This is a genomic window from Paenibacillus terricola, assembly GCF_014779765.1.
Taxonomy (GTDB): domain Bacteria; phylum Bacillota; class Bacilli; order Paenibacillales; family Paenibacillaceae; genus Paenibacillus_T; species Paenibacillus_T terricola.
In genome coordinates, this window is record NZ_JACXZA010000001.1 from 1,014,487 (window position 1) to 1,035,297 (window position 20,811).

Consider the following 20,811-nt stretch of genomic DNA (forward strand, 5'->3'; position numbering starts at 1 on the left):
GTTCCTGTTCAAAAAGTTTGAACGACTTCTAGAAGATGATGCTTATAGGTGCGCTTATTTGTTACCGGAAAAGAAACTCGCTGTGCAGCTTGAAGGAAGGCGGCAGCCGTTTCACCTTGATGGATAAGAAAGGGGAGCAACTCCATATGCCAGTTGCCAACGTTAAAGGTTTAAGCGAAACAACCCACGCGAAGCTGAAGGAAGCTATTGTCCAATTAGAGTCGTTCCTTAACGAATATGCAGTGCCGCAGCTTGCGAACGGCGATACGAGCGAGGGCGCGGCGCTCTTCTATAAAGGGCTGCTCGCTGACTTGCGTCATCTGCTTGTGTATTCGGAAACGGTCTATGAGAAAATCGGCATCGTATTGCGCCGTCCGAACTTCGATACGGAAGCTGCAGAGCGCAGTCTGTATGAAGCTTATCATCAAGCGGTTGCCGCATTCTTCTATCCGAAGAATGAGTGTTATTCTGAAGATGGTCGTTACGCGTACACGGGGCAAGATGCGATTCGTTTCCGTTTCGTTCCAACTCGCCCTGCACGTGAAATCGTGCTGTCAGTGTCCAAAGTGTATGAGGAGCTTCGCGACGAGCTTGCTTATTATGAGAACGACTATATGACCCAACGCCGCATGCAAGGGCAAAAATAACCTCGCATGCGCAAACCTCCGCTGCGGCAAGCTAGTAGCGGAGGTGATGAAGATGCCAAGTGGCGTCAAGTGCAGCGTTTCGAATTGTACGTTCTGGAAGGAAGGCAATCGTTGCAATGCGGATCAGATCGAGGTTGATTTAGACGCACATGCCTCGTTTTACGCGGAATTTGCAAGTGAATCATTTATCGATCATCAGGATGAAGCAACTGAATCTTCTGTCACCTGCTGCCAAACGTTTCGGAAGAGGTGACAGAGATGGGCAACGATTGGGAAGATTGGAGCTCACAGCCTGAAGAACCGAACAATCATCATCCGCGCCGCACGGTATGGAGACGCAAACGGCGGGACGATACGGAAATTTCAGCTGAAGCTGGGGCATTCCCGAGCTATACGGGCTATTTGCCGGACGCGCATAAGCGTCATGAGGCTCATGTATATCAGGAGACGACGCAAAGATCATCAGTCTCGTCTACAGTGGGATGGATTGGTCTCATATTCGCTATCGCTTCTTGGTTTCTATGGCCGGTCATCATGGGGCCAACTGCAGCCGCATTAGGTTTGTATGCATTTAGTACAGGCAGCCGCGCGCTTGGCATCTGGTCCATGACGCTAGGTATTATTGCAGCAGCCGTGTATCTGGTGCTCATACCGATCTATATGGCAGCCCGATGAATGTAAACAAGCCGGTATTTCCGATTGTCGGGAATATCGGCTTTTTGAGTTGGGACTGGCGAACTTTCTCGAAACCATGTAAAATAATATCGAAACATGCGAAGGTATCATTTTTAACCATTACATAACATCGGGAGAGATCATATGAGCATCGATCCGCGTACTATGGCAACACTGCTCCAGATGCAGTGGACGAATAAAACAAGCGATTACGCAGCATCGCCATTCACAGCCGCAACAGGTGAGGGTGAATCTTCCATATTTGATACGCTGCTGTCGCAATATATGATGAATGGGACGGGCATGGATACGTCTGATTTTTCGTCGTATGCTTCGTCATACGCATCACTCGGACTTGGAGATAATATCATACCGCCAATTGCAGGCCTTGATGGTTTGTTGTATGCTTCAATGCAGCAGCAATCAGATTCTTCGGCTTCTTCAACGGAATACGATGATTACATTAATGAAGCTGCATCGAAGTATGGCATTGATCCTTCGCTCATTCGAGCGGTTATCCAGACAGAGTCGTCGTATAATGCGAATGCGGTCTCCTCTGCAGGCGCGAAAGGCCTTATGCAGCTTATGGATGGAACAGCACGGAGCCTTGGGGTTTACAATTCATTTGATCCTGCGCAAAATATTGAGGGAGGCACTCGTTACCTTGCCTCGCTGTTGAACAAATATAACGGCAATGAAGCAGTAGCCCTTGCTGCTTATAACGCAGGACCGGGTCGTGTCGATCGTCTGCAGATCTCGACGAACGAACAACTCCAAGCACTGGCGTCTTCGCTCCCAGTCGAAACGCAGCGTTATGTAGCGAAAGTTCTGGCGGCTAAGCAATAAGAAATCGTACAGCAATTAATTACTTATACTATCGTTGTCGAAAGGCTCCGTGAGGAGCCTTTCTTGATTTTATAAGAGCTCGAACGAAAGTTGTGCCCAACGGGCACGCGGCTCCCAGCAGGAAGTAGATAATCTACGGCTCTGTTTATCCCACAATCCATTCCGGGGTCCAGGTGTTGGAAACCCATGGGGTCCTCCCTTGCAGGGAGGATTTAGGTGGGTAGAGATCCTTTTAGAAAGGAGACAAGGATATGCTTTACTTTGATCATTGCGCTTCAACGCCGCCGCGCGAAGAAGTCATCCAGACGTTAGCGGAAGTGATGCGCATTCACTATGCGAATCCATCCTCTATCCATCAGGCTGGCGCTGATGCAGGTCAGTTAATTGAACGCTCAAGGGGCCTTATTGCGAAGCTGTTCAATACGAAGCCCGAAGAGTGGGTTTTTACGTCCGGTGGCACAGAAAGCAATAACCTCGCCATTAGAGGCGTTGCTAAGCAATTTGCAAGCAGAGGCAAGCATCTCATTACGACATCGATTGAGCATGCCTCGGTATACGAGACATTTCAACAATTAGAGCATGAAGGATATACCGTTACGTATTTGCCTGTAGATGAGCGGGGAATTGTATCCGTGGAGGCTCTTAAGGCTGCGTTGACGGAGGAAACGATACTCGTAAGCATCATGCACGTCAACAATGAGACGGGAGCAATCCAACCGATAGCTGAGATCGGACAACTGCTCAAGTCGCATCCGAAGACACTGTTCCATGTTGATGCGGTGCAGAGTATCGGGAAGCTGCCGATTGATCTGGTTGGCTGGGGAATTGATTTGTTATCTGGTTCCGCTCATAAGGTACGTGGACCTAAGGGCGTCGGCATTGCCTATATACGGAGCGGGCTTGTGATTGCACCGCTGCTTACAGGTGGCGAGCAGGAGCGTGCCCTGCGTGCAGGCACATCCAATACACCCGCGATCGTTGCATCGGCTAAGGCGTTTCGAATGGCGATGGAGGCAGCGGAGAACCATAACAAGCAATGGTCGCAGCTTCGCAATCAGCTCATTGATCGGCTCGTTCCAATAACGGAGTTAGTAATGAATAGCGGGAAAGACGATAGCAGTTCTGCTCCGCATATCGTTCATTTCAGCTACCCTGGAATGAAGCCGGAAGTGATCGTGCATGCACTTGAGAAGCTTGGTTTTATCGTTTCAACCAAATCGGCCTGCTCCTCGAAGGATGACAAGCCATCACGCGTGATCATGGCGATGACAGGCGACGCAAGACGCGCGGCAAGCGGAATCAGAATCAGCTTCGGAGATGAGCATACGGCGAGCGACGTGGATCAGCTTGCCGATGCAATCCAGCGTACGATTGCTGAACTGAAGCCTATGGAGAGGAGAATTTAATTGTCGGCTGCAATTTATGATATGGTACTGCTGCGTCTAGGCAGCGAAATTACGGTGAAAGGGAAAAACCGTCACCGATTCGAGCAGGTACTTGCGGATCATGTCCGTAAGGCACTCCGTCCGTTTGATCGGGCTGATGTTCAGCATACTTACGGCAGACTTTACGTCATGCTCAATGACCATCCGTACGAAGAGATTGCCGATGCGCTGCGCGACGTATTCGGCCTTGTCTCATTTAGCCCGGTCAAAAAGACGGAAGCGGACCTGGATGCGATTCGCAACACAGCGCTTGCGGTGTTTCGGGCGAATAAAGGTCCGAAGAGCACATTTAAGGTGACGGTCAAACGGGGCTGGAAGCAGTTCCCTCATGATTCGATGGAGATGAATCATCTTATCGCTTCGCATGTCCTTCGCGAAACGCCGGAGCTAAAGGTTGATATTCGCAAACCAGAGGTCGAACTTCGTGTCGATATTCAACAAGGCGCCGCTTATGTATACTGCGACGTCGAGAGAGGCGCGGGCGGCTTCCCTTATGGTGCGAACGGTAAAGGGCTTCTGCTGCTATCAGGAGGGATTGACAGCCCGGTAGCCGGCTGGCTTGGTATGCGCAAGGGGCTGACGCTGGAAGCCGTGCATTTTCACTCGTATCCATTCACAAGCGAACAGGCGAAAGAGAAAGTCGTTACACTTGCGAAGCGTCTGCTTCATTATACGAATGGCAAATTCAAGCTGCATCTCGTGCCGTTCACAGACATTCAGACAAGCTTCGTTCAAGCTGGACAGGAGCGGCTGATCATTACGTTAATGCGCCGCGCGATGCTGCGCATTACAGAACAAATTGCAGAGCGCGAAAGCGCTCATGCCATTGTAACTGGCGACAGCCTTGGTCAAGTCGCGAGCCAGACACTTGGCAGCATGAATGTAATCGGCCGAGCAGCGAGTCTGCCGATTCTAAGGCCGCTTGTCATGATGGACAAGGTCGACATTATCAGGATCGCAGAGAGCATCGGTACGTACGAGACAAGTATTTTGCCATATGAGGATTGCTGCACCTTATTCGTGCCGAAGTCGCCGACGACGAATCCGAATTTGGAATCGGTCGAGAAGGCGGAAGCTTTGATTCCGAATCTGGATGAGATGATTGCGCTCGCTGTGAAAAATACCGTGACGGTTGTATTGAAGCAGGAACAGCCACAGAAGCAGGCAGCAGAAACAGCTGAAGACCGGTGGTTCTAAACAAAGTCATATACGAAAAAACAGGGGCTCCTATGCGGAGTCCCTGTTGCTTATTACGGCTTGTTTGCCCGAGCGCTGCTTCCTTCTGCGCTTCAGACTGTTCGTTGCCTTGCCCGCAAGAACTACCAGCAGGATACACAGTGCGATAAAGCCCCATAACACCCACGCGTTATCGAAGAATGATTTGAGCTTCTCCTCATGCGTAACCATCTTGGCAGCCGTATAGGCGAGAACACCGGAGCCGATATAGACGATCCATGGGAAACGATTGATGAGGCGGATGAACAGCGTGCTGCCCCAGACGACAATTGGAATGCTGATAAGGAGTCCAAGAATAACGAGCAGGTCGTTGCCGTGTGCGGCGCCTGCTACTGCGATAACGTTGTCTAATCCCATCGCGGCATCGGCGATAATGATCGTGCGAATGGACTGCCACAATGTACTGCCAGCTTTAATATTGTCATGATCTTCTTCCTGCACCAGCAGCTTGTAAGCGATGAATAGCAGCAGCAGACCCCCGACGAGCAGCAACCATGGTATTTCGAGCAAATGTACAACGAGCAGGGTAGCTACGGCACGAATAACGACGGCACCAATCGTTCCCCCGATTACCGCTTTGCGCTGCTGCGCTTTCGGGAGATTGCGGGCAGCCATGCCGATGACGATCGCGTTATCGCCTGCGAGTACCAGGTCAATGAACACAATTTGCAGTAGAGCAGCAGCAAACGCCCATGATAAAATTTCCAGCTCCATTCCAATAAGCCCTCCTCATGTGTTCAACTAGTACTGCTTACGGACGAACGATGCCTGCCGTTTCAATCATTTTGTAATCATATTCGGACATGCAGGGACATACCTCTGATTAAGAGTATGCTTACGATGCAAGCAATTTGCTTGCAGGCAGTAGCTCGAGGGAGTAAGCAAATTGCTAAGCGTATGCTTACGAAGCAAGCAATTTGCTCACAGCTAGTTTCTCTAAGAAGTAAGCGAATTGCTAAGCGTATGCTTACGAGGCAAGCAATTTGCTCACAGCTAGTTTCTCTAAGAAGTAAGCAAATTGCTTTAAGGAGTGTGTACATGTTGGATAGCCTACTCGTATTTATGCAGATCGTCCTCATTAATATGCTGCTTAGCGGCGATAATGCCGTCGTTATTGCAATGGCGAGCAACGGACTGCCAAGCGCCCAGCGGAAGAAGGCCGTATGGTGGGGGAGCGCTGCCGCTGTACTGCTTCGCTGTATTCTGACGGTGGCAGCGGTTGCGCTGCTCCAAATCCCCTATCTGCAAGCAACTGGCGCGCTGCTGCTAGGCATGATTGCAGTGAAGCTGTTCCGCGATGCTTACAATGGCGAGGAAGCGGAATTGACGGGTAGCGGGAAGAACAAACGTTCAGTGTCGTTAATGGTGGCGATCCGTACGATCGTTGCTGCTGATTTTATAATGAGCTTGGATAATGTGCTCGCAATTGCTGCCATTGCGGATGGTGAGCCGGTGCTGCTTATACTTGGAATTGTCGCCAGCATTCCGATTATTATTTGGGGCAGCCATTTCGTTGGGGCTTTGCTTCGAAAGTTTCCGCCGTTGGTTTATGTTGGTGCTGCGCTGCTTGGATATGCGGCTGGCGAGATGCTCGTGAGCGATCCTGGTTTAAGCCGATTGATTCACAGCTCTGCGACAATGCACGATGCGATTCCGTTGTTTTGCATCCCTTTAGTAATTATTATAGGACTGATTGGAAGGCCGAAATTACGTGCGCATTAGGGGATTTCATTCGTAAGCCGGCATCATCTAACTCTGCGGAGTGGATGAGCCGGCTTTTACTTTTTGCAAGCATCCTGTGGTTTACACTGGTTTTTTATGCGCAGTTCTATTACACTAGAGGTTGCGAGAAGTGACGGGATCGTGTCGTCTTTCGTCGAAAGAGATTGGCGGCGATACAGATACCGATTGTAACCGGAACGATCGGGGGGAAACATGGTGTCTAAACAGCATTATGCGGGAATCGCTCTGCTTGGCGCAGGGCTTGTCATTCTGCTTGGCAAATCGGGCTTTTTCAGCTTTATTGGCAGTGTGCTGTGGCCAGTCATACTGCTAATCGCAGGCATTCTGCTGCACGTGCTTTATTTCGGGAGAATGCTTCCGACAGTTGCGCTTGTGCCAGCAGGAACACTATCTGTTTACGGGCTGCTGTTTCTGTTCTGCAGCGTATTCGGATGGTCATCCTTTCATCAGCTGTGGCCGTTCGTGCTGTTCGGTCCAGCGGCAGGCTTGTATGAGTATTACGCGTTCGAACCGTTCAAGCCTCGCCTTGCACTGCAGCTAGCCGTCGGCTTGGGGGCCGTGACGGTCGTTGCATTCGGATTCATCCTCATTTCAAGCTGGAGTATCTATGTCATAGGGCTTGTATTGATCGGAGCTGGGTTGTGGCTGACAGTTGGACGCGGCCGCAAGTCACGCTGGTAATGTTGGCCCCCTGTATTCGCAACCGGTAATAATATAGAACAAAGACAAATTGGAGTGGATTAAGAACATGAAAGAAAGACAGAACATCCGTAATATCGCAATCATTGCCCACGTTGACCACGGCAAGACGACGCTCGTAGACAAGCTGCTGCAGCAATCCGGTACGTTCCGCGACCATGAAGCGGTACAAGAGCGCGCCATGGACTCGAACGATATTGAACGGGAGCGCGGTATTACGATTCTGGCGAAGAATACGGCGATCAATTACAAAGAGTATCTGATCAACATCGTCGATACACCAGGCCACGCTGACTTCGGCGGCGAAGTAGAACGCATTATGAAAATGGTTGACGGCGTATGTCTCGTTGTCGACTCCTTCGAGGGTTGCATGCCGCAGACGAAATTCGTGCTCCGCAAAGCGCTCGAATCGAACCTGACGCCAATCGTAGTTGTTAACAAAATCGACCGTCCGAACGCTCGTCCTGCTGAAGTCATCGACGAAGTGCTCGATCTGTTCATCGAGCTTGGCGCGTCGGATGAGCAATTGGACTTCCCAGTTGTATATGCATCGGGTCTCATGGGTACGTCGAGCTTGGAGCCAGAGGTAGAGAAGCAGGAAGAGAACATGCGTGCTCTGTACGACACGATTGTTGAGAAAATTCCAGCGCCTACGGAAAGCATAGAGGAGCCGCTTCAATTCCTCGTTACGCTGCTTGATTATAACGAATATTTGGGCCGTATCGCCGTTGGCCGCGTTAACCGCGGTATTGTAAAACAAGGTCAAGCTATTGCTGTTATGACGCGTGAAGGCGGCATTAAACAAGCTCGTATCGAGAAGCTGTTCGGCTTCCACGGACTGAAACGTATTGAGGTTGAAGAAGCTGGCGCTGGCGACATCGTTGCAATTGCTGGTATTAAAGATATCAATATCGGTGAAACGCTCGCTGACCCAGCGAACCCAGAAGCGCTTCCTGTCCTGACGATCGATGAGCCAACGCTGCAAATGACGTTCCTCGTCAACAACAGTCCATTCGCAGGCCGCGAGGGCAAGTGGGTAACTTCCCGTAAGCTTCGTGAACGTCTGTACAAGGAGCTGGAGACGGACGTTGCGCTGCGCGTTGAAGATACGGACAGCCCGGACGCATTCATCGTTGCTGGTCGCGGCGAGCTGCACCTCGGCATTCTGATCGAGAACATGCGTCGTGAAGGCTTTGAGATGCAAGTATCGAAGCCTGAAGTTATCATTAAAGAAGTGGACGGCGTGAAGTGCGAGCCGTACGAGCGTCTGCTCATTGACGTACCAGAAGAGAGCATGGGCGCAGTAATGGAAAGCCTTGGAACGCGCAAAGCTGAGATGGTGAACATGATTAACAACGGTACGGGCCAAGTCCGCCTTGAGTTCATCATGCCAGCTCGCGGTCTGATCGGCTATCGTACGAACTTCCTGACAATGACGCGCGGTTATGGCATTATGAACCACGCATTCGATAGCTTTGGTCCAGTTATTGCTTCCAATGTTGGCGGTCGCCATCAAGGCGTTCTCGTATCGAGCGAGAATGGTTCGTCGACGTTCTACGGCATGCTGGGCGTAGAGGATCGCGGTATGCTCTTCCTCGAGCCAGGTACGGAAGTATACGAAGGTATGATCGTTGGCGAGCACAACCGCGACAACGACATTATCGTAAACATCTGCAAAGAGAAGGCACTTACGAACGTACGCTCCGCTACGAAGGAAGATACGGTTAAGCTGAAGACGCCTATCCTGTTCTCCCTTGAAGCTGCACTGGAGTACCTCAACGATGATGAATATTGCGAAATTACGCCGAAGTCGGTTCGTCTGCGTAAGAAGATCCTAAACAAGAGCGAGCGCGAGCGTGCAGAGAAACATCGCAAAATGGCACAAGCCAACGCGTAATGCTTTGTAGTTGAAGGAGGATTTGTACGATGCAAGAATGGTTTAGCAACCATCCGCTCGTTACGTACGTCTTAATATTGGCGTGCATCATTTACATCTTCAATGCGGTGTTCCGAGTCAAGCGACTGCCGATCCTCAAGGAAGTTCTTGCACACCTAGTCATGGCGATTGGAGCTTTCGTTCTGTACATTCTTCAGGTCGATAAACTCCCAATCATTCAATGTATGGCAGTGGCGATCCTTATGATGATGATGCTTCGTGGACGGCAGCTGTACGATAAGCTGCGCAACAAGCGCAACGGAGATGTGAAGACAGATTCTAGCCAGTAACCATTAGCCTGCAATAGGCGAGGAGCGATGGGTCAGATGAAGCTTGAGGATGCTCTCTTCAATTGGCTGCAAATCGAACGTGTGGCGCAGGCGCAGCCTGATGATGAGGCTGCGCTCGATACACGCGATTTTTTCCTGCAAGTGCTTCGGGAGGATCACGGGATACGCAAGGTTAACGTGAGTTCCGAAGATGCGACGATGGTGTATGTGCGCATCGAGAAGGAGGAGGGCGGCACTAAGCTGTTTTTCTTCGATCGTGAAGCGGCAGACCAACTGGTGAATGATGTCTATAATGATCGCTGTCAATCATGAAAGACACATGGACAGAAGGTGATTACGTGGATTCGAATACGCCGCTGCCGCCCCGTTCGGGCAAAAGGGTGTCTAATGCAGGCAACCAGAAGCAGACGTATAAGACTAGTAAGGTAGTAAAGCCGAAGAAACGTGTTCGATGGGGCCGAATTATCGGCATGCTCATTCTTGCGGCCGTTCTATTGATCGGATGGTTTGTAGTCGATCTTTTCTTCAAAGCCGGCAAGGCAATCGACAAGATCTCACTTCCGACCAAGATCGAGGTTCCGGCAGAAGAGTCGGTCAAGGTGAAGCCGACTGCCGTTCTGCTGCTTGGGCTTGATTCGCGTGAGAAGACCGGTACGATGAATACGGACGTCATCATGATCGCGGCATTGAATCCGGAGACGAAGAAAGTGACGGTCGTGACCGTGCCGCGCGATACGCGGATCGAACAGTCGGGATATGCGAAACACAAAGCTAACAGCTATTATGCGAGTTTTTATCATGATGCGTTGAAGACGACGAAAGATAAAGAGCAAGCAAAGCTCCAGGCACTTGATAATATGAAGACGATGTTTGGCCGTTACTTTGGCATTGATATCAAGTATGCATCGATCATCAACTTCCAAGGCTTCGCGGATGTCGTTGATGCATTGGGCGGGGTCAGGGTCGACGTCGATATGGACATGCGTTATGTCGATAATGCGGACGGTACGAATATCGACCTGAAGAAGGGCCGCCAAGAGCTCACAGGCGAGCAGGCACTTGACTTCGTTCGCTACCGCAAATCGAACGACGGCAAGAACATGTCGAGCGACTTCGACCGCAATCGTCGTCAAGGCGAGGTGCTGGGTGAAATTGTCGATCGTCTGAAGTCACTTGGCGGCGCAACGAAACTCGGATCCGTTATCGGAGCAGTGGGCGGCAACATGCGGACGGACATTCCGGAGTCGGAAGTCCGCCAGCTGATGTTTACCTACTTCGGTCTCACGCGTTCGGACGTCGAGTTTAAGCCGCTTGAAGGCAAATGGGTCAGTCCTTATGTACATGCGGATGAACAAAGCCTTGCGGATACCCGTCAGGCGCTGAGAGCCCAATTGTCCGAACAGTAGTAGTACGAAGCGTATAAGCTGTGCTATAATGGGGATATACAGTAGACGCCATTGCCGAGGAGGTCATGCGGATGACTGAACTTATCCGAGCGAGATCCGAAGTTACATCGATAACTTTGATTGGCGAACCATTAGCAGCTGCATGCCGTCTTGTACGCAATGTGAATACGATGGAAGGACAAGTATGGTCTTCCGTCATGATGAAAGCCTAGCGATTATCGCTAGGCTTTTTGTGTACTCATTTGCGTTGAATTTACCACAATTTATTATTAGCTGCCAAAGATCGTTCATCTCCGAGTGACATCAACAAGGTTATCACATGTTCTTGTTGATTTTCGGCGCTTGGTTCGTGCTGCTCCGCTCGGTATGCTCATCCTTAGGTATCGTATCGCGCGGCATCTGAGGGACGATGCGGCCGATAATATCCGCCATCTCCTCAGAGAAGCCTTGGAGCGGTCGGCCGTTGCGAATGTCGGCACCGATTTCCTTCAGCCTTTCGGATAAGTCCATGTCAGCAGTCACAACGGCATTAACTCCGTAAGGGTCCTTGCGGAACGCTTCGGCTACGGAGTATTTGATCGTGCCGATACGAGAGCGTTCCAGCTTCGAGTCGACATCAATACCTACAACAGCAACGTTGCCGGCGATGACGCAGTGCGCATTACGAACGCCGGGAATACCTTTGGCTAACGATTCCAGATGGTTCGCAACGGATTTGCTGTCGGTGATTGGCTTGGCTCTTGGTTCTGTCTGCTGTACTCTTACATTCGGATTATTCTGAGGAGAGGGTGATGTCTCATTGCGCGCCACGGTGCCGCATCCTGCAGTCAGCAGGCACAGCACGGTAGCGGACGCAAGGCAACCCAGTAATATGCGCATATCGCCACCAGACCTTTCACAATTCACTTTTGTCGTCGCTGCATAGTTTGCCCGAAGCTGAATATGGTTATGTATGCCTTTCGTCACCACATCGATTTCGGCGCCAGGAGGGTCCGCGATGAAAAAAATTTTCGTGCTCGATACGAATGTGCTGCTCCACGATCCGCAAGCCATCTTCGCATTCGACGACAATGAGATCATCATACCGGCGATAGTACTCGAGGAAATCGACTCCAAGAAGCGGCTGGCCGATGAGCTGGGCCGCAACGCACGTTCGGTCTCACGTCTCCTTGATAGCATGAGGGAGCAGGGACACTTGCACGAGGGCATTGTGCTGAAGAATGGCGGGCTGCTGAAGGTGGAACTTAACCATCGGAGCTTCGTCCGCGTTCAAGAGATGTTCGGCGAAATGACCAACGACAATCGGATTCTCGCTGTGGCGCTTAATTATGATATGGAGGAGCAGGAGAAAGGGTCGAACGTAAGAACCGTGTTGGTAAGCAAAGACGTTCTTGTCCGGATCAAAGCAGATGTGTTAGGCCTGCAAGCGCAAGATTATTTGTCCGATCGAACGGTTTCTGCAACGGATCTATACGGCGGTTATTCTACCCTTCATGTGCATCCTTCTGTCATAGATGAGTTCTACACGTACCGGTTTCTGTCCGTAAAAAGCTTGCAGTTGTCGATGAAGCTGTATCCGAATGAGTTCATTATCCTGCGGGATGAAATGGGAACTTCGAAGTCGGCACTGCTTAAAGTGAGTCAGGATGGGGTGAGGCTGGAGCCGCTTTATCTAAGCAACGATGCGGTATGGGGGATAACGGCTCGCAATGCGCAGCAGCGAATGGCACTCGAGCTTCTGCTCAACGACGATATTCCGCTAGTAACTTTAACAGGTAAGGCAGGGACCGGCAAAACGCTGCTGGCGCTCGCCGCAGGCCTGCTGAAAGTTGAAGATGAACATAAGTACAAGAAGCTGCTCATCGCCCGGCCAGTCGTGCCAATGGGCAAAGATATCGGATATTTGCCAGGGGAGAAAGAGGAGAAGCTGCGACCGTGGATGCAGCCGATCTATGATAACCTCGAGTATTTATTCGATACGAAGAAGAGCGGCGATATTGATAAAATATTAATGGGGCTCGGCAGCATTCAGGTCGAAGCGCTGACCTACATTCGCGGCCGCTCCATCCCAGGGCAATTCATTATCATTGATGAAGCGCAAAACTTAACGAAGCACGAGGTGAAAACAATCGTCTCGCGCGTAGGGGAAGGCAGTAAAATCGTGCTTATGGGGGATCCAGAGCAGATCGACCATCCTTACTTGGACTCCATAAGCAATGGCCTCACGCATATCGTCGAACGGTTCAAAGGTGAGAGCTCCAGCGGTCATATTACGCTGGAGAAAGGCGAGCGGTCGAAGCTGGCGCAGCTTGCAGCCGATTTGCTGTAGCATAGTCATTCGAATGCGTATCTTAATAGGAATCAGCGACGGACGCAGAAGCGTCCGTCTTTTTTTGGCATAAGGCGATGTTAAGCAATGATGTTAATATTTGATTATTGCGAACGTTTGTTCTATAATTGGGAGTGACATCAATGTTAAGAGACATTCGAAGAGCGATCTTTCCCCTTGCAGCATTTTTTCATAACTGTACATAAGGAGATGATGGACTTGGTTAAGGTAGATTACAAAAAAGATTTTAAGCAACTTTATATGCCGACAACGCTTCCTGAAATTGTGGAGGTGCCGAGGATGCCGTTTTTTATTGTCAGTGGAACTGGAGACCCTAATGGAGAGGAATACGCCAAGGCAACGGAAGCTTTGTACAGCTTAAGTTATGCAGTGAGAATGTCCTACAAAAGTGAAGATGTACCCGTTGGATATTATGAGTATACGGTTTTTCCGCTTGAAGGGATATGGGATTTGATTGATTATTCAAAGCCCTCAACAGATAAAAGCAACTTTAAGTACAACATCATGATACGTCAACCTGACTTTGTGACAGAAGAGGAGTTCGAACGATTTGTAGGACAGACGAAGCGGAAAAAATCAAATCCGTACCTTGACAGAGTTCGCTTTGAATATGTAGAAGATGGTATATGCTGTCAAATGATGCATAGGGGCAGTTTTGAAGATGAACCTGAAAGCTTCGCGCGAATGGAAGCTTACTGTACTGAACATGGCTTCATCCGTGCAAGTAAAACTCATCGAGAAATTTATTTGTCTGATCCTCGCAAGACCGAACAGGCGAAGTTGAGAACGGTGTTAAGATTTCAAGTAAGAACTTGATAACTTGATAATCAATCAAGAAACAATACATAGCCTTCCTTTATTGAATCGTAGGTTAAAAGTCATAAAGTAGTGGGAGACAACGGAGCGACCCATTTGATATGATAGAACTATACCTGCATTTGGAAAGGAAGGAAAATGTGCTGTGGTATATCGCAAATCAACACTCCTGCTGCTGACGGGTTCATTAGCGGCTGTTATTGTTGTTTTCCTATCACTGGTCAATTTGCCGAATGGAAATTCCTCGCCATCGACCAAACGCGGCGAGACGATTACACCGCTGCCCGCAGGGCAATCAGGAAATGATCCGCAGCACATTATCGTAAGCGTTTCCATACATGAGAATGAGTTTGATAATATGCTCGAAGCGACATCCCGTTTTATGGAGGCGAATCCGAACATTACGGTAGAACTGCGCAATATTAGCCCCGATCTCGCGTATGACAGCTTGAAGAGCGATGCACAGCTTGGTACGGGGCCGGATATTGCGCTGATGGATAGCGGATGGGTGAAGGAGTTTGCGGTGCTCGGCTATCTGAAACCGCTTGATTCGCTGGTTGCAGCGATGCCTGGAGACTGGCTTAGCGGTCTGCTTGAGCCGCTTAATTGGAATAATTATTGGTGGGGAATGCCGAAGGATGCTGACCCGCAGTTAGTTGTGTGGAGCAGGCCGTTGTTAGATCAGCTGACAGGCGGAACGATCCCGGCAGATTGGAACTCATTTGCTGATCTAGCGTCCACTGAGGGGGCGGAGCTGCCGGATGTTCCGCTTGTGCGGCTTGACCCGACAGATGCGCGTCAACTGCTCGTATGGCTGGATTCATTTCCATCCAAGGAACGGACAGAACCGCTTCAGCCCTTCGATGCAGATCTGAAGGAAAGGCTCGCTTTTCTTGCCGAGGGACAAGGGACGACGTTTACAGTCAGCCGGGCTAACGGCAAAGACAAAGCCGAGAAGCTTGCGGCAGGCGAACTGCTATCGGCTGTAATGCGATGGTCTGAACTGCAAGCCTTGACGTTGGAGCGGCGCTCGAAGCTGGCAATCGGATATCCGAACGGCTGGTACGGCGGCCGAAGCTTCGTTGTATTCGCGCATAGCCGAGCGAAGGAAGAAGCGGTATCACTATGGCTGCAGATGATTGCCGGTGAAGATGAGCAGCAGACAAGTTATGATCGGTACAGGCTGCTCCCTTCGCTTAAACCGCTGTATACGACGCGAGAACAAAACATTCTGGATATTGGCATGAATAAGCTGGCTGATTTCGTCTGGCTGAAGCAGCTTGATGCGATGACCAGCCAGACGCTTGATCCGCAGTGGCCGGTTCGATTGGCGAATTGGGAGCAGGTATGGAACGATCTAAGTCACGATGATAACTGGTTGAAAGAAATTGCCGAACTATGGAATAACAGCTTTGCTTCCTAAAGATCTCAGTCAGACATATCGAAGTAACGTTAGAATTTCACAGCGAGCGAAACGACAAGCTCACCATCACTAATGGAGACATCTTTTGCCGTAAGAAACTTAAGGATCTGCTGCGGATAGAAACTAAGATCGAACGTTTGCTCCAACTCCTGTCTTGTCGTATCCGGCAGCGGAATGCCGTTGAATTTGAGCGAATTAATATGAAATTGGATATGGTTCTTCGGATCAGATTCGACGGTATAAGTGCCAATAACCTCGATTGATATGCCGTCCCGCGAGCCGCTCGCAATCACTTGTCCATCCTTGAAATGAAACGCGAATACGTTGAATATCTCATTTTGCTCACGGAGAAAATCATTGAGTGCATCCTCCGGAATCCTCAGCTTATAATTGAAGCCGTTGATCTCCAGATACTCCTTGTTCTTCTGCGCCCAATCGGGCAAATGATCCATCGCTTCCGACAGCGCTTGAAAATACGTGCGAACCTCGCGTACGCCGACATTGTTCCAGTAAGTGTTAAGCTCATTCATTAGCAATCTAAGCTTGTCGGCATCGGATCTCCCCTCTAGCGTAATGTTCATTTCCTTCTGAAGCTGAGCGACTCGGTCACGCTGTTTCAATAAATCCTCTTCCGCTTGATGCAGCTTGCGCTGCTGCTCCGACTGCTCTTCGTATTCATGGCGGAGCGAGCGGGCTTGCTCTGCATATTGCGTCATTAACGTACGGTCCCGCGAGAAAATAATATCGATATAGTCCAGCAGCTTGATCCATTCTTGCAGTGAGTGGAAGGAGAGTAGCGCCTTCAACAGCCAGTCCCGCTCGCCCATATAGTAGGAGCGGAGAATTCGGCCGGTCTCCTCGCGCTGATCGGCGAGCTGCTGCTCTTGTTGATCGATGCGAGTTTGCGTAGCGGCAAGTATCGTTTGCTGCTGGGCCTGTTCCTGCTGCACACGCGATATTTCTTTATCGATTTCAACGACTGACAGGCTTTTCTCTAGCAGTTGTTGAATCTCTACATCATCAGGGGTTAGGGCTGAGGCAGTGCCGACCGTCTCGAACAAGAGTAGAGCTGCTGCAATTGCAGCTATACTCGTACGTTGAATCCAGGCGATCATGCTAGGATTCCTCCTTATCGTAAGCGTCAGCGAATGTAGTCAAGCCTAGCATTACTGTATGCGTTCATTTCTCCTATTATATCTGAATCAAGCAAGGAGTGGCAGCAGAATGGACATGCTGAAGCATCGATTGATTAATCGTATAGCCGAAACTATAGATTCGGAAGGATTACATGCGAGGACAGCTGAAGGTGAGGCGTGCAAGGCGATTACTTTCAGTCGATATATGGAATTGTGTTTATATGACGAGCAAGAGGGCTACTATCGGAGTGGCAACGTTCGAACGGGTCGGGAGGGCGACTTCTATACGAGTGGAGCTATTGGAGGCATAATGGGGCATATGTTGGCGCGTTACATTCAGCGTGCTGCAGCAGGGAATAAAGGCGAAAGTGTAATCGTTGAATGGGGTGCAGGTACGGGAGCCATGACCGCGCAGATGCTGGGAGCCTGGGTGGAAGAGCATTCAGAGTGGCTGCGGCAGGTTGATTATAAAGTGGTTGATGATCATCCGGCTCATCTGCAAGCGGCGCGTCATCGTATTGAAACCTTACATCAGAATGCGAGTGGAGTAGAAATTAATTCGGTTTCTTACAGTAGCTCAGAAGAAGCGATAGAGACGCTTGGAACGATCGCTGAGAACCGTCATTTCATTATTGCGGCGAATGAGCTGATCGATGCGATGCCTGTTCATCGAGTCGTTAAACGTGGCGGAATGCTGATGGAGCTGGGTGTAAGCCTATCAGAGCGTGAAGATGGCATCCGATTTCAATGGGCTCACATGCCGCTATCGTCGAATGTAATTGCGCGATCTATTGAAGCAGACGGAATTCCGATGGTCGAAGGGCAGGAGACGGAAGTGAATCTTGCCGCGGAGCATTGGCTTGCTATGATTGGCGGAATCGTACGGAGCGGGATGCTGATTCTTATCGATTATGGACATCGAGCAGAGGAGTATCGTGCAGCATATCGGATGTACGGGACGTTGCTATGCTATAAACAGCATCTTGCTCATGATGATCCGTTCATCTCCCCTGGCGGACAGGATATTACCGCACATGTTAATTTTACGGCGCTCAGGAGAGCGGCGGAGCAAGCAGGGTGGACGGCTGCTGAAGAGACGACGCAGCTGCAATTTCTAATTGATCAAGGTATTCTTGACCTGCTGCGCAGTCACCAGGATCGAGACCCGTTCAGCGAGACGGCGAAGCGCAATCGAGCGATTCGGCAGTTGCTGCTGTCAGACGGAATGAGCGAGACGTTCAAGATCATCATTCTGACCAAAGGCGATTTTCGAATAGAGCGCATACAAAAACAACCGGAATCGGTATGATTCCGGTTGTTTTCTTGTGCTGCGGTATCGATCGTTTGATGTGTATTAGAATGGGAGACCCATCTTAAATACGGTCCAGTAGCTGAATCCGACAAACGAGAACACCATGTAGCCCCAGAACATGAGTATGTATGTACGTTCCGAGAAGTTCAAATAGCCGAGTAAGATGAACGCGGCGGCTTGCATGAAGAACAAGAGCGACATTTCGGTCATGTCCCCTGCAAACGACATCAGGCCAATGACGAAACACCAAAAGCCAAGAACGCGAAACATGCGTGCCATTCTCCATCCCCCTCTCTTCGATTCGACCTTTTTTTCTATTGCCAATTATAACGTTACGTACAAGCAGTGTAAACCTGAATCAGTGACAAACCAGAAAACTTTTTCAAATCCAAGAAAGTGTCTCCAGTAAGAGGGTAACATTCGGTACATTTGAATCATTTGGACAGCTTGCACCTATAGTTTGCACACAATCGTTGCCGAACATGTATGAGCTTATAAAAAAATGGATATATAAATTAGTATCCGATAGATTCTATGAAATCTACCAAGGGCATAGAGATAATTAAGCGCCTTTAACGTTAGGAGGTTTGGGTAGCATGACAGCAGTCAGACAAGATGCTTGGAGTCCAGACGACGATATCATTCTTGCGGAGGTAACGCTGCGACATATTCGAGAGGGCAGTACACAACTTGCTGCCTTCGAAGAGGTCGGAGAGCGGATCGGAAGAACCTCTGCAGCTTGCGGATTCCGTTGGAACAGCTGTGTTCGCAAACGCTATGAGGAAGCGATTCAGATCGCTAAGCAGCATAGACAGAAGCGCAATTATTTGAAGAAACAATCGTCTTCTGTTGCAGCTGCACCGCATGTTTCATCCCTCACCATTGTGGATGAGGACACGAAGTCATTCAAGCAGGATGTAATCTCTGAGGAAAGCATTACGATAGACGGTATTATCCGATTCTTGCGGCAATGGCGTGGCGCCTATCAAGAGCTTCAACGCCAAGTAAAGCTGCTGGAGAAGGATTTGCTCGACCGCGATGAAGAGCTTTCCGAGCTGCGATCTGAGAATCACCGGCTCAACAGTGAAGTCACGAATGCACAGACGGATTATCGGACCGTTAACGATGACTACAAAACGTTGATTCAGATTATGGATCGCGCTCGCAGACTAGCAGTATTAAATGAAGAAGATGAACTGAAACCTCGGTTCAAAATGGATGCTAACGGCAACTTGGAGCGCATCGAATAACCGAATGGATCAGCTATAGCAGACGCCCTCGCATGAGTAGATGCGGAGGGCGTTTTTGCGTTAAAATTGTCCAGTAGGCTGGACAAACCTTACTCGTACATAAAACTGATTACTACTATATATAGGTTTGAGTTCAAAATCATGATCAAAAGCGTATTTTTTGAACTACCGATAAAGAAGGATGTGTTTCATGAGATTTGATATCATAGGCGGCGGCGCAATTGGATTGCTATATGGGGGTAGACTTGCTCTGGCAGGTTATCCTGTCACGATATGGACGAGAACAGCAGAGCAAGCAGAGCGGCTTGCAGACGATGGGATAGAGCTGGTGAGGCAGGGAGTCATCCGAGTTGCTGATGTAGATGCTTTCCCGCTGCAGGAATGCAGCCGCAAGTTGCCGCAGATGGATGATTCGGAACAGATCATCCTGCTTGCGGTCAAGCAGACGCAATTAACAGCTGCTCTTCTGGAGCAGGTTGGTAAGCTGGCTGATCCGAACGCGCTAGTCATTGGTTTACAGAATGGGATTGGACATGTGGAGAAGTTGGTTCAAGCTGTCCCGCATGCTTACGTGCTGACAGGCGTTACGACGGAAGGCGCGCTGCGGCATGGGCCGAGGACGGTTGAACATACCGGCGAAGGTATGATTGCAATTGGGGATGCGTTTAACGATTTGAGACAAAAATCGGCGAGCGATGACGGGCTAAATGAACGAATGAAGCAGTCTGAGCAAGAAATACGGCATAAAATGTTATTGAATGCGTTTTCATTAGCAGGAATTACATCAGAGTTGTCGAAAGAGATGAATAATCGTATTTTTCAGAAATTGCTCGTGAATGCCGTTATTAATCCTTTAACCGCACTGTTTGACGTTCGCAACGGCGAACTTCCGCAGCATCCTCGTCGTGCTTCGCTAATGCGGGCGTTGTATGATGAGACTTTTCATGTGCTTGTTGCGGCAGGTATGACTGGCGATGAAGATCGCTGGCAGCAGGTGCTGCAAGTTTGCGAGCGCACATCGGAGAACGTATCGTCCATGCTCGCAGATGTTCGGGCAGGGCGGCAGACGGAGATTGAATGGATTAACGGCAGCGTTTGCCGTTTGGCAGCGCAGTATGGGCTTGAGGCACCCGTGAATGCTTCCGTTGCACTGCTGGTGAATGCAATGAAATAACACTGTACATTGAAGGAGGCGGCGGGTATGTGGCTATGGGAAAGCGTTCGGCAAGTGTATGCATTTCTTGCAGTCATACCAGTCATTCCGTTCGCTCTCATTTATTGGGGCTATGGATCTTTCGCTAACGATAGGAAGAAAGCGTTCATGCTAGCGATGGACGTGACGACCGTATTACTGGTAGGTTGTGTAGCTGTATTATTTAACAATATATTCGGCGGCAGCTTCGGCTTCTACTTGATTGTACTTGTACTGCTGCTGCTTGGCGGCTTTATTGGCAATATGCAGTTCCGCAAGCGGGGTGCAGTGGATTCTAAGAAAGTGTTTCGGGCGGTATGGCGAATCGGTTTTTTGTTTATGAGTGTTTTGTACGTGTTGTTTATGTTTATCGGAATTGGCAAGGTGCTGCTGCTTCCGATGTAGATCA

Annotated in this window: 24 protein-coding genes; 20 read left to right on the forward strand and 4 right to left on the reverse strand. The window is 49.7% G+C overall.

What is annotated here, in order from left to right; genetic code table 11:
• Nucleotides 1-146: 146 nt before the first annotated feature.
• The 6 genes from H8B09_RS04380 to thiI all read left to right on the forward strand — a co-directional run bounded on the left by H8B09_RS04380 (nt 147) and on the right by thiI (nt 4,810).
• Nucleotides 147-647 carry a DUF3907 family protein gene (locus tag H8B09_RS04380; protein ID WP_191202800.1) on the forward strand — a complete coding sequence of 167 codons (501 nt, stop codon included), beginning with the start codon at nt 147-149 and terminating at the stop codon, nt 645-647.
• Nucleotides 648-699: 52 nt separating this feature from the next.
• Complete coding sequence (locus H8B09_RS04385) at nt 700-900, forward strand: DUF1540 domain-containing protein (RefSeq protein ID WP_110046452.1); 201 nt, start codon at nt 700-702, stop codon at nt 898-900.
• A 5-nt stretch (nt 901-905) separates the two neighbouring features.
• Complete coding sequence (locus tag H8B09_RS04390) at nt 906-1,322, forward strand: hypothetical protein (RefSeq protein WP_191202225.1); 417 nt, start codon at nt 906-908, stop codon at nt 1,320-1,322.
• A gap of 144 nt (nt 1,323-1,466) precedes the next feature.
• A complete protein-coding gene (locus H8B09_RS30840) occupies nt 1,467-2,168 on the forward strand; it encodes a lytic transglycosylase domain-containing protein (protein WP_191202226.1) in 702 nt (233 codons plus the stop codon).
• 251 nt (nt 2,169-2,419) lie between these two features.
• On the forward strand, nt 2,420-3,574 hold the full coding sequence (locus H8B09_RS04400) for a cysteine desulfurase family protein (RefSeq protein WP_191202227.1): 1,155 nt from the start codon (nt 2,420-2,422) through the stop codon (nt 3,572-3,574).
• Nucleotides 3,575-3,595: 21 nt separating this feature from the next.
• Nucleotides 3,596-4,810, forward strand: coding sequence for a tRNA uracil 4-sulfurtransferase ThiI (gene thiI / locus H8B09_RS04405; RefSeq protein WP_191202801.1), 1,215 nt, complete (start codon nt 3,596-3,598; stop codon nt 4,808-4,810).
• Nucleotides 4,811-4,840: 30 nt separating this feature from the next.
• Here thiI and H8B09_RS04410 read toward each other — a convergent pair whose 3' ends face one another.
• Nucleotides 4,841-5,557, reverse strand: coding sequence for a TerC family protein (locus tag H8B09_RS04410; RefSeq protein WP_191202802.1), 717 nt, complete (start codon nt 5,555-5,557; stop codon nt 4,841-4,843).
• Nucleotides 5,558-5,887: 330 nt separating this feature from the next.
• Between H8B09_RS04410 and H8B09_RS04415 the strand changes: the two genes are divergently transcribed.
• From H8B09_RS04415 to H8B09_RS04445, 7 genes are all read left to right on the forward strand, one after another.
• Nucleotides 5,888-6,571, forward strand: a complete 684-nt coding sequence (locus H8B09_RS04415; RefSeq protein ID WP_191202228.1) for a TerC family protein — start codon at nt 5,888-5,890, stop codon at nt 6,569-6,571.
• Nucleotides 6,572-6,784: 213 nt separating this feature from the next.
• Nucleotides 6,785-7,273 carry a hypothetical protein gene (locus H8B09_RS04420; protein WP_224753248.1) on the forward strand — a complete coding sequence of 163 codons (489 nt, stop codon included), beginning with the start codon at nt 6,785-6,787 and terminating at the stop codon, nt 7,271-7,273.
• A gap of 67 nt (nt 7,274-7,340) precedes the next feature.
• Nucleotides 7,341-9,188, forward strand: a complete 1,848-nt coding sequence (gene typA / locus H8B09_RS04425) for a translational GTPase TypA (protein ID WP_191202230.1) — start codon at nt 7,341-7,343, stop codon at nt 9,186-9,188.
• 29 nt (nt 9,189-9,217) lie between these two features.
• Nucleotides 9,218-9,517, forward strand: coding sequence for a YlaH-like family protein (locus H8B09_RS04430; RefSeq protein WP_191202231.1), 300 nt, complete (start codon nt 9,218-9,220; stop codon nt 9,515-9,517).
• A 36-nt stretch (nt 9,518-9,553) separates the two neighbouring features.
• Nucleotides 9,554-9,829 carry a hypothetical protein gene (locus tag H8B09_RS04435; RefSeq protein WP_191202232.1) on the forward strand — a complete coding sequence of 92 codons (276 nt, stop codon included), beginning with the start codon at nt 9,554-9,556 and terminating at the stop codon, nt 9,827-9,829.
• Entirely contained in the window at nt 9,826-10,923 is a 1,098-nt protein-coding gene (locus H8B09_RS04440; protein ID WP_224753249.1) for an LCP family protein, read from the forward strand. Before H8B09_RS04435 ends, H8B09_RS04440 begins: the two co-directional genes overlap by 4 nt.
• A 71-nt stretch (nt 10,924-10,994) precedes the next feature.
• Nucleotides 10,995-11,135 (forward strand): hypothetical protein, encoded by a 141-nt coding sequence (locus H8B09_RS04445; protein WP_191202233.1) that lies wholly within the window; start codon nt 10,995-10,997, stop codon nt 11,133-11,135.
• 103 nt (nt 11,136-11,238) lie between these two features.
• On the opposite strand, the gene H8B09_RS04450 is transcribed toward H8B09_RS04445, so the two are convergent.
• A complete protein-coding gene (locus tag H8B09_RS04450) occupies nt 11,239-11,802 on the reverse strand; it encodes a YhcN/YlaJ family sporulation lipoprotein (protein WP_191202804.1) in 564 nt (187 codons plus the stop codon).
• A 118-nt stretch (nt 11,803-11,920) separates the two neighbouring features.
• Between H8B09_RS04450 and H8B09_RS04455 the strand changes: the two genes are divergently transcribed.
• From H8B09_RS04455 to H8B09_RS04465, 3 genes are all read left to right on the forward strand, one after another.
• Nucleotides 11,921-13,252 (forward strand): PhoH family protein, encoded by a 1,332-nt coding sequence (locus H8B09_RS04455; RefSeq protein WP_191202234.1) that lies wholly within the window; start codon nt 11,921-11,923, stop codon nt 13,250-13,252.
• A 219-nt stretch (nt 13,253-13,471) separates the two neighbouring features.
• A complete protein-coding gene (locus tag H8B09_RS04460; protein ID WP_191202235.1) occupies nt 13,472-14,089 on the forward strand; it encodes a GyrI-like domain-containing protein in 618 nt (205 codons plus the stop codon).
• A gap of 145 nt (nt 14,090-14,234) precedes the next feature.
• Nucleotides 14,235-15,512: an ABC transporter substrate-binding protein gene (locus tag H8B09_RS04465; RefSeq protein WP_191202236.1), complete on the forward strand. Its 1,278-nt coding sequence runs from the start codon at nt 14,235-14,237 to the stop codon at nt 15,510-15,512.
• A gap of 29 nt (nt 15,513-15,541) precedes the next feature.
• On the opposite strand, the gene H8B09_RS04470 is transcribed toward H8B09_RS04465, so the two are convergent.
• Entirely contained in the window at nt 15,542-16,627 is a 1,086-nt protein-coding gene (locus tag H8B09_RS04470) for a hypothetical protein (protein WP_191202237.1), read from the reverse strand.
• A 109-nt stretch (nt 16,628-16,736) separates the two neighbouring features.
• Here H8B09_RS04470 and H8B09_RS04475 point away from each other — a divergent pair, with 109 nt between their 5' ends.
• Entirely contained in the window at nt 16,737-17,957 is a 1,221-nt protein-coding gene (locus tag H8B09_RS04475) for a class I SAM-dependent methyltransferase (RefSeq protein ID WP_224753250.1), read from the forward strand.
• A gap of 45 nt (nt 17,958-18,002) precedes the next feature.
• Here the strand turns inward: H8B09_RS04475 and H8B09_RS04480 are convergent, their stop codons facing one another.
• Nucleotides 18,003-18,239, reverse strand: a complete 237-nt coding sequence (locus tag H8B09_RS04480; protein WP_110046467.1) for a DUF2626 family protein — start codon at nt 18,237-18,239, stop codon at nt 18,003-18,005.
• A 317-nt stretch (nt 18,240-18,556) separates the two neighbouring features.
• Here H8B09_RS04480 and H8B09_RS04485 point away from each other — a divergent pair, with 317 nt between their 5' ends.
• The 3 genes from H8B09_RS04485 to H8B09_RS04495 all read left to right on the forward strand — a co-directional run bounded on the left by H8B09_RS04485 (nt 18,557) and on the right by H8B09_RS04495 (nt 20,807).
• On the forward strand, nt 18,557-19,210 hold the full coding sequence (locus H8B09_RS04485; protein WP_191202239.1) for an RsfA family transcriptional regulator: 654 nt from the start codon (nt 18,557-18,559) through the stop codon (nt 19,208-19,210).
• 190 nt (nt 19,211-19,400) lie between these two features.
• Nucleotides 19,401-20,384 (forward strand): ketopantoate reductase family protein, encoded by a 984-nt coding sequence (locus H8B09_RS04490; protein ID WP_191202240.1) that lies wholly within the window; start codon nt 19,401-19,403, stop codon nt 20,382-20,384.
• Nucleotides 20,385-20,411: 27 nt separating this feature from the next.
• Nucleotides 20,412-20,807, forward strand: coding sequence for a DUF3397 domain-containing protein (locus H8B09_RS04495; protein ID WP_191202241.1), 396 nt, complete (start codon nt 20,412-20,414; stop codon nt 20,805-20,807).
• Nucleotides 20,808-20,811: the final 4 nt, after the last annotated feature.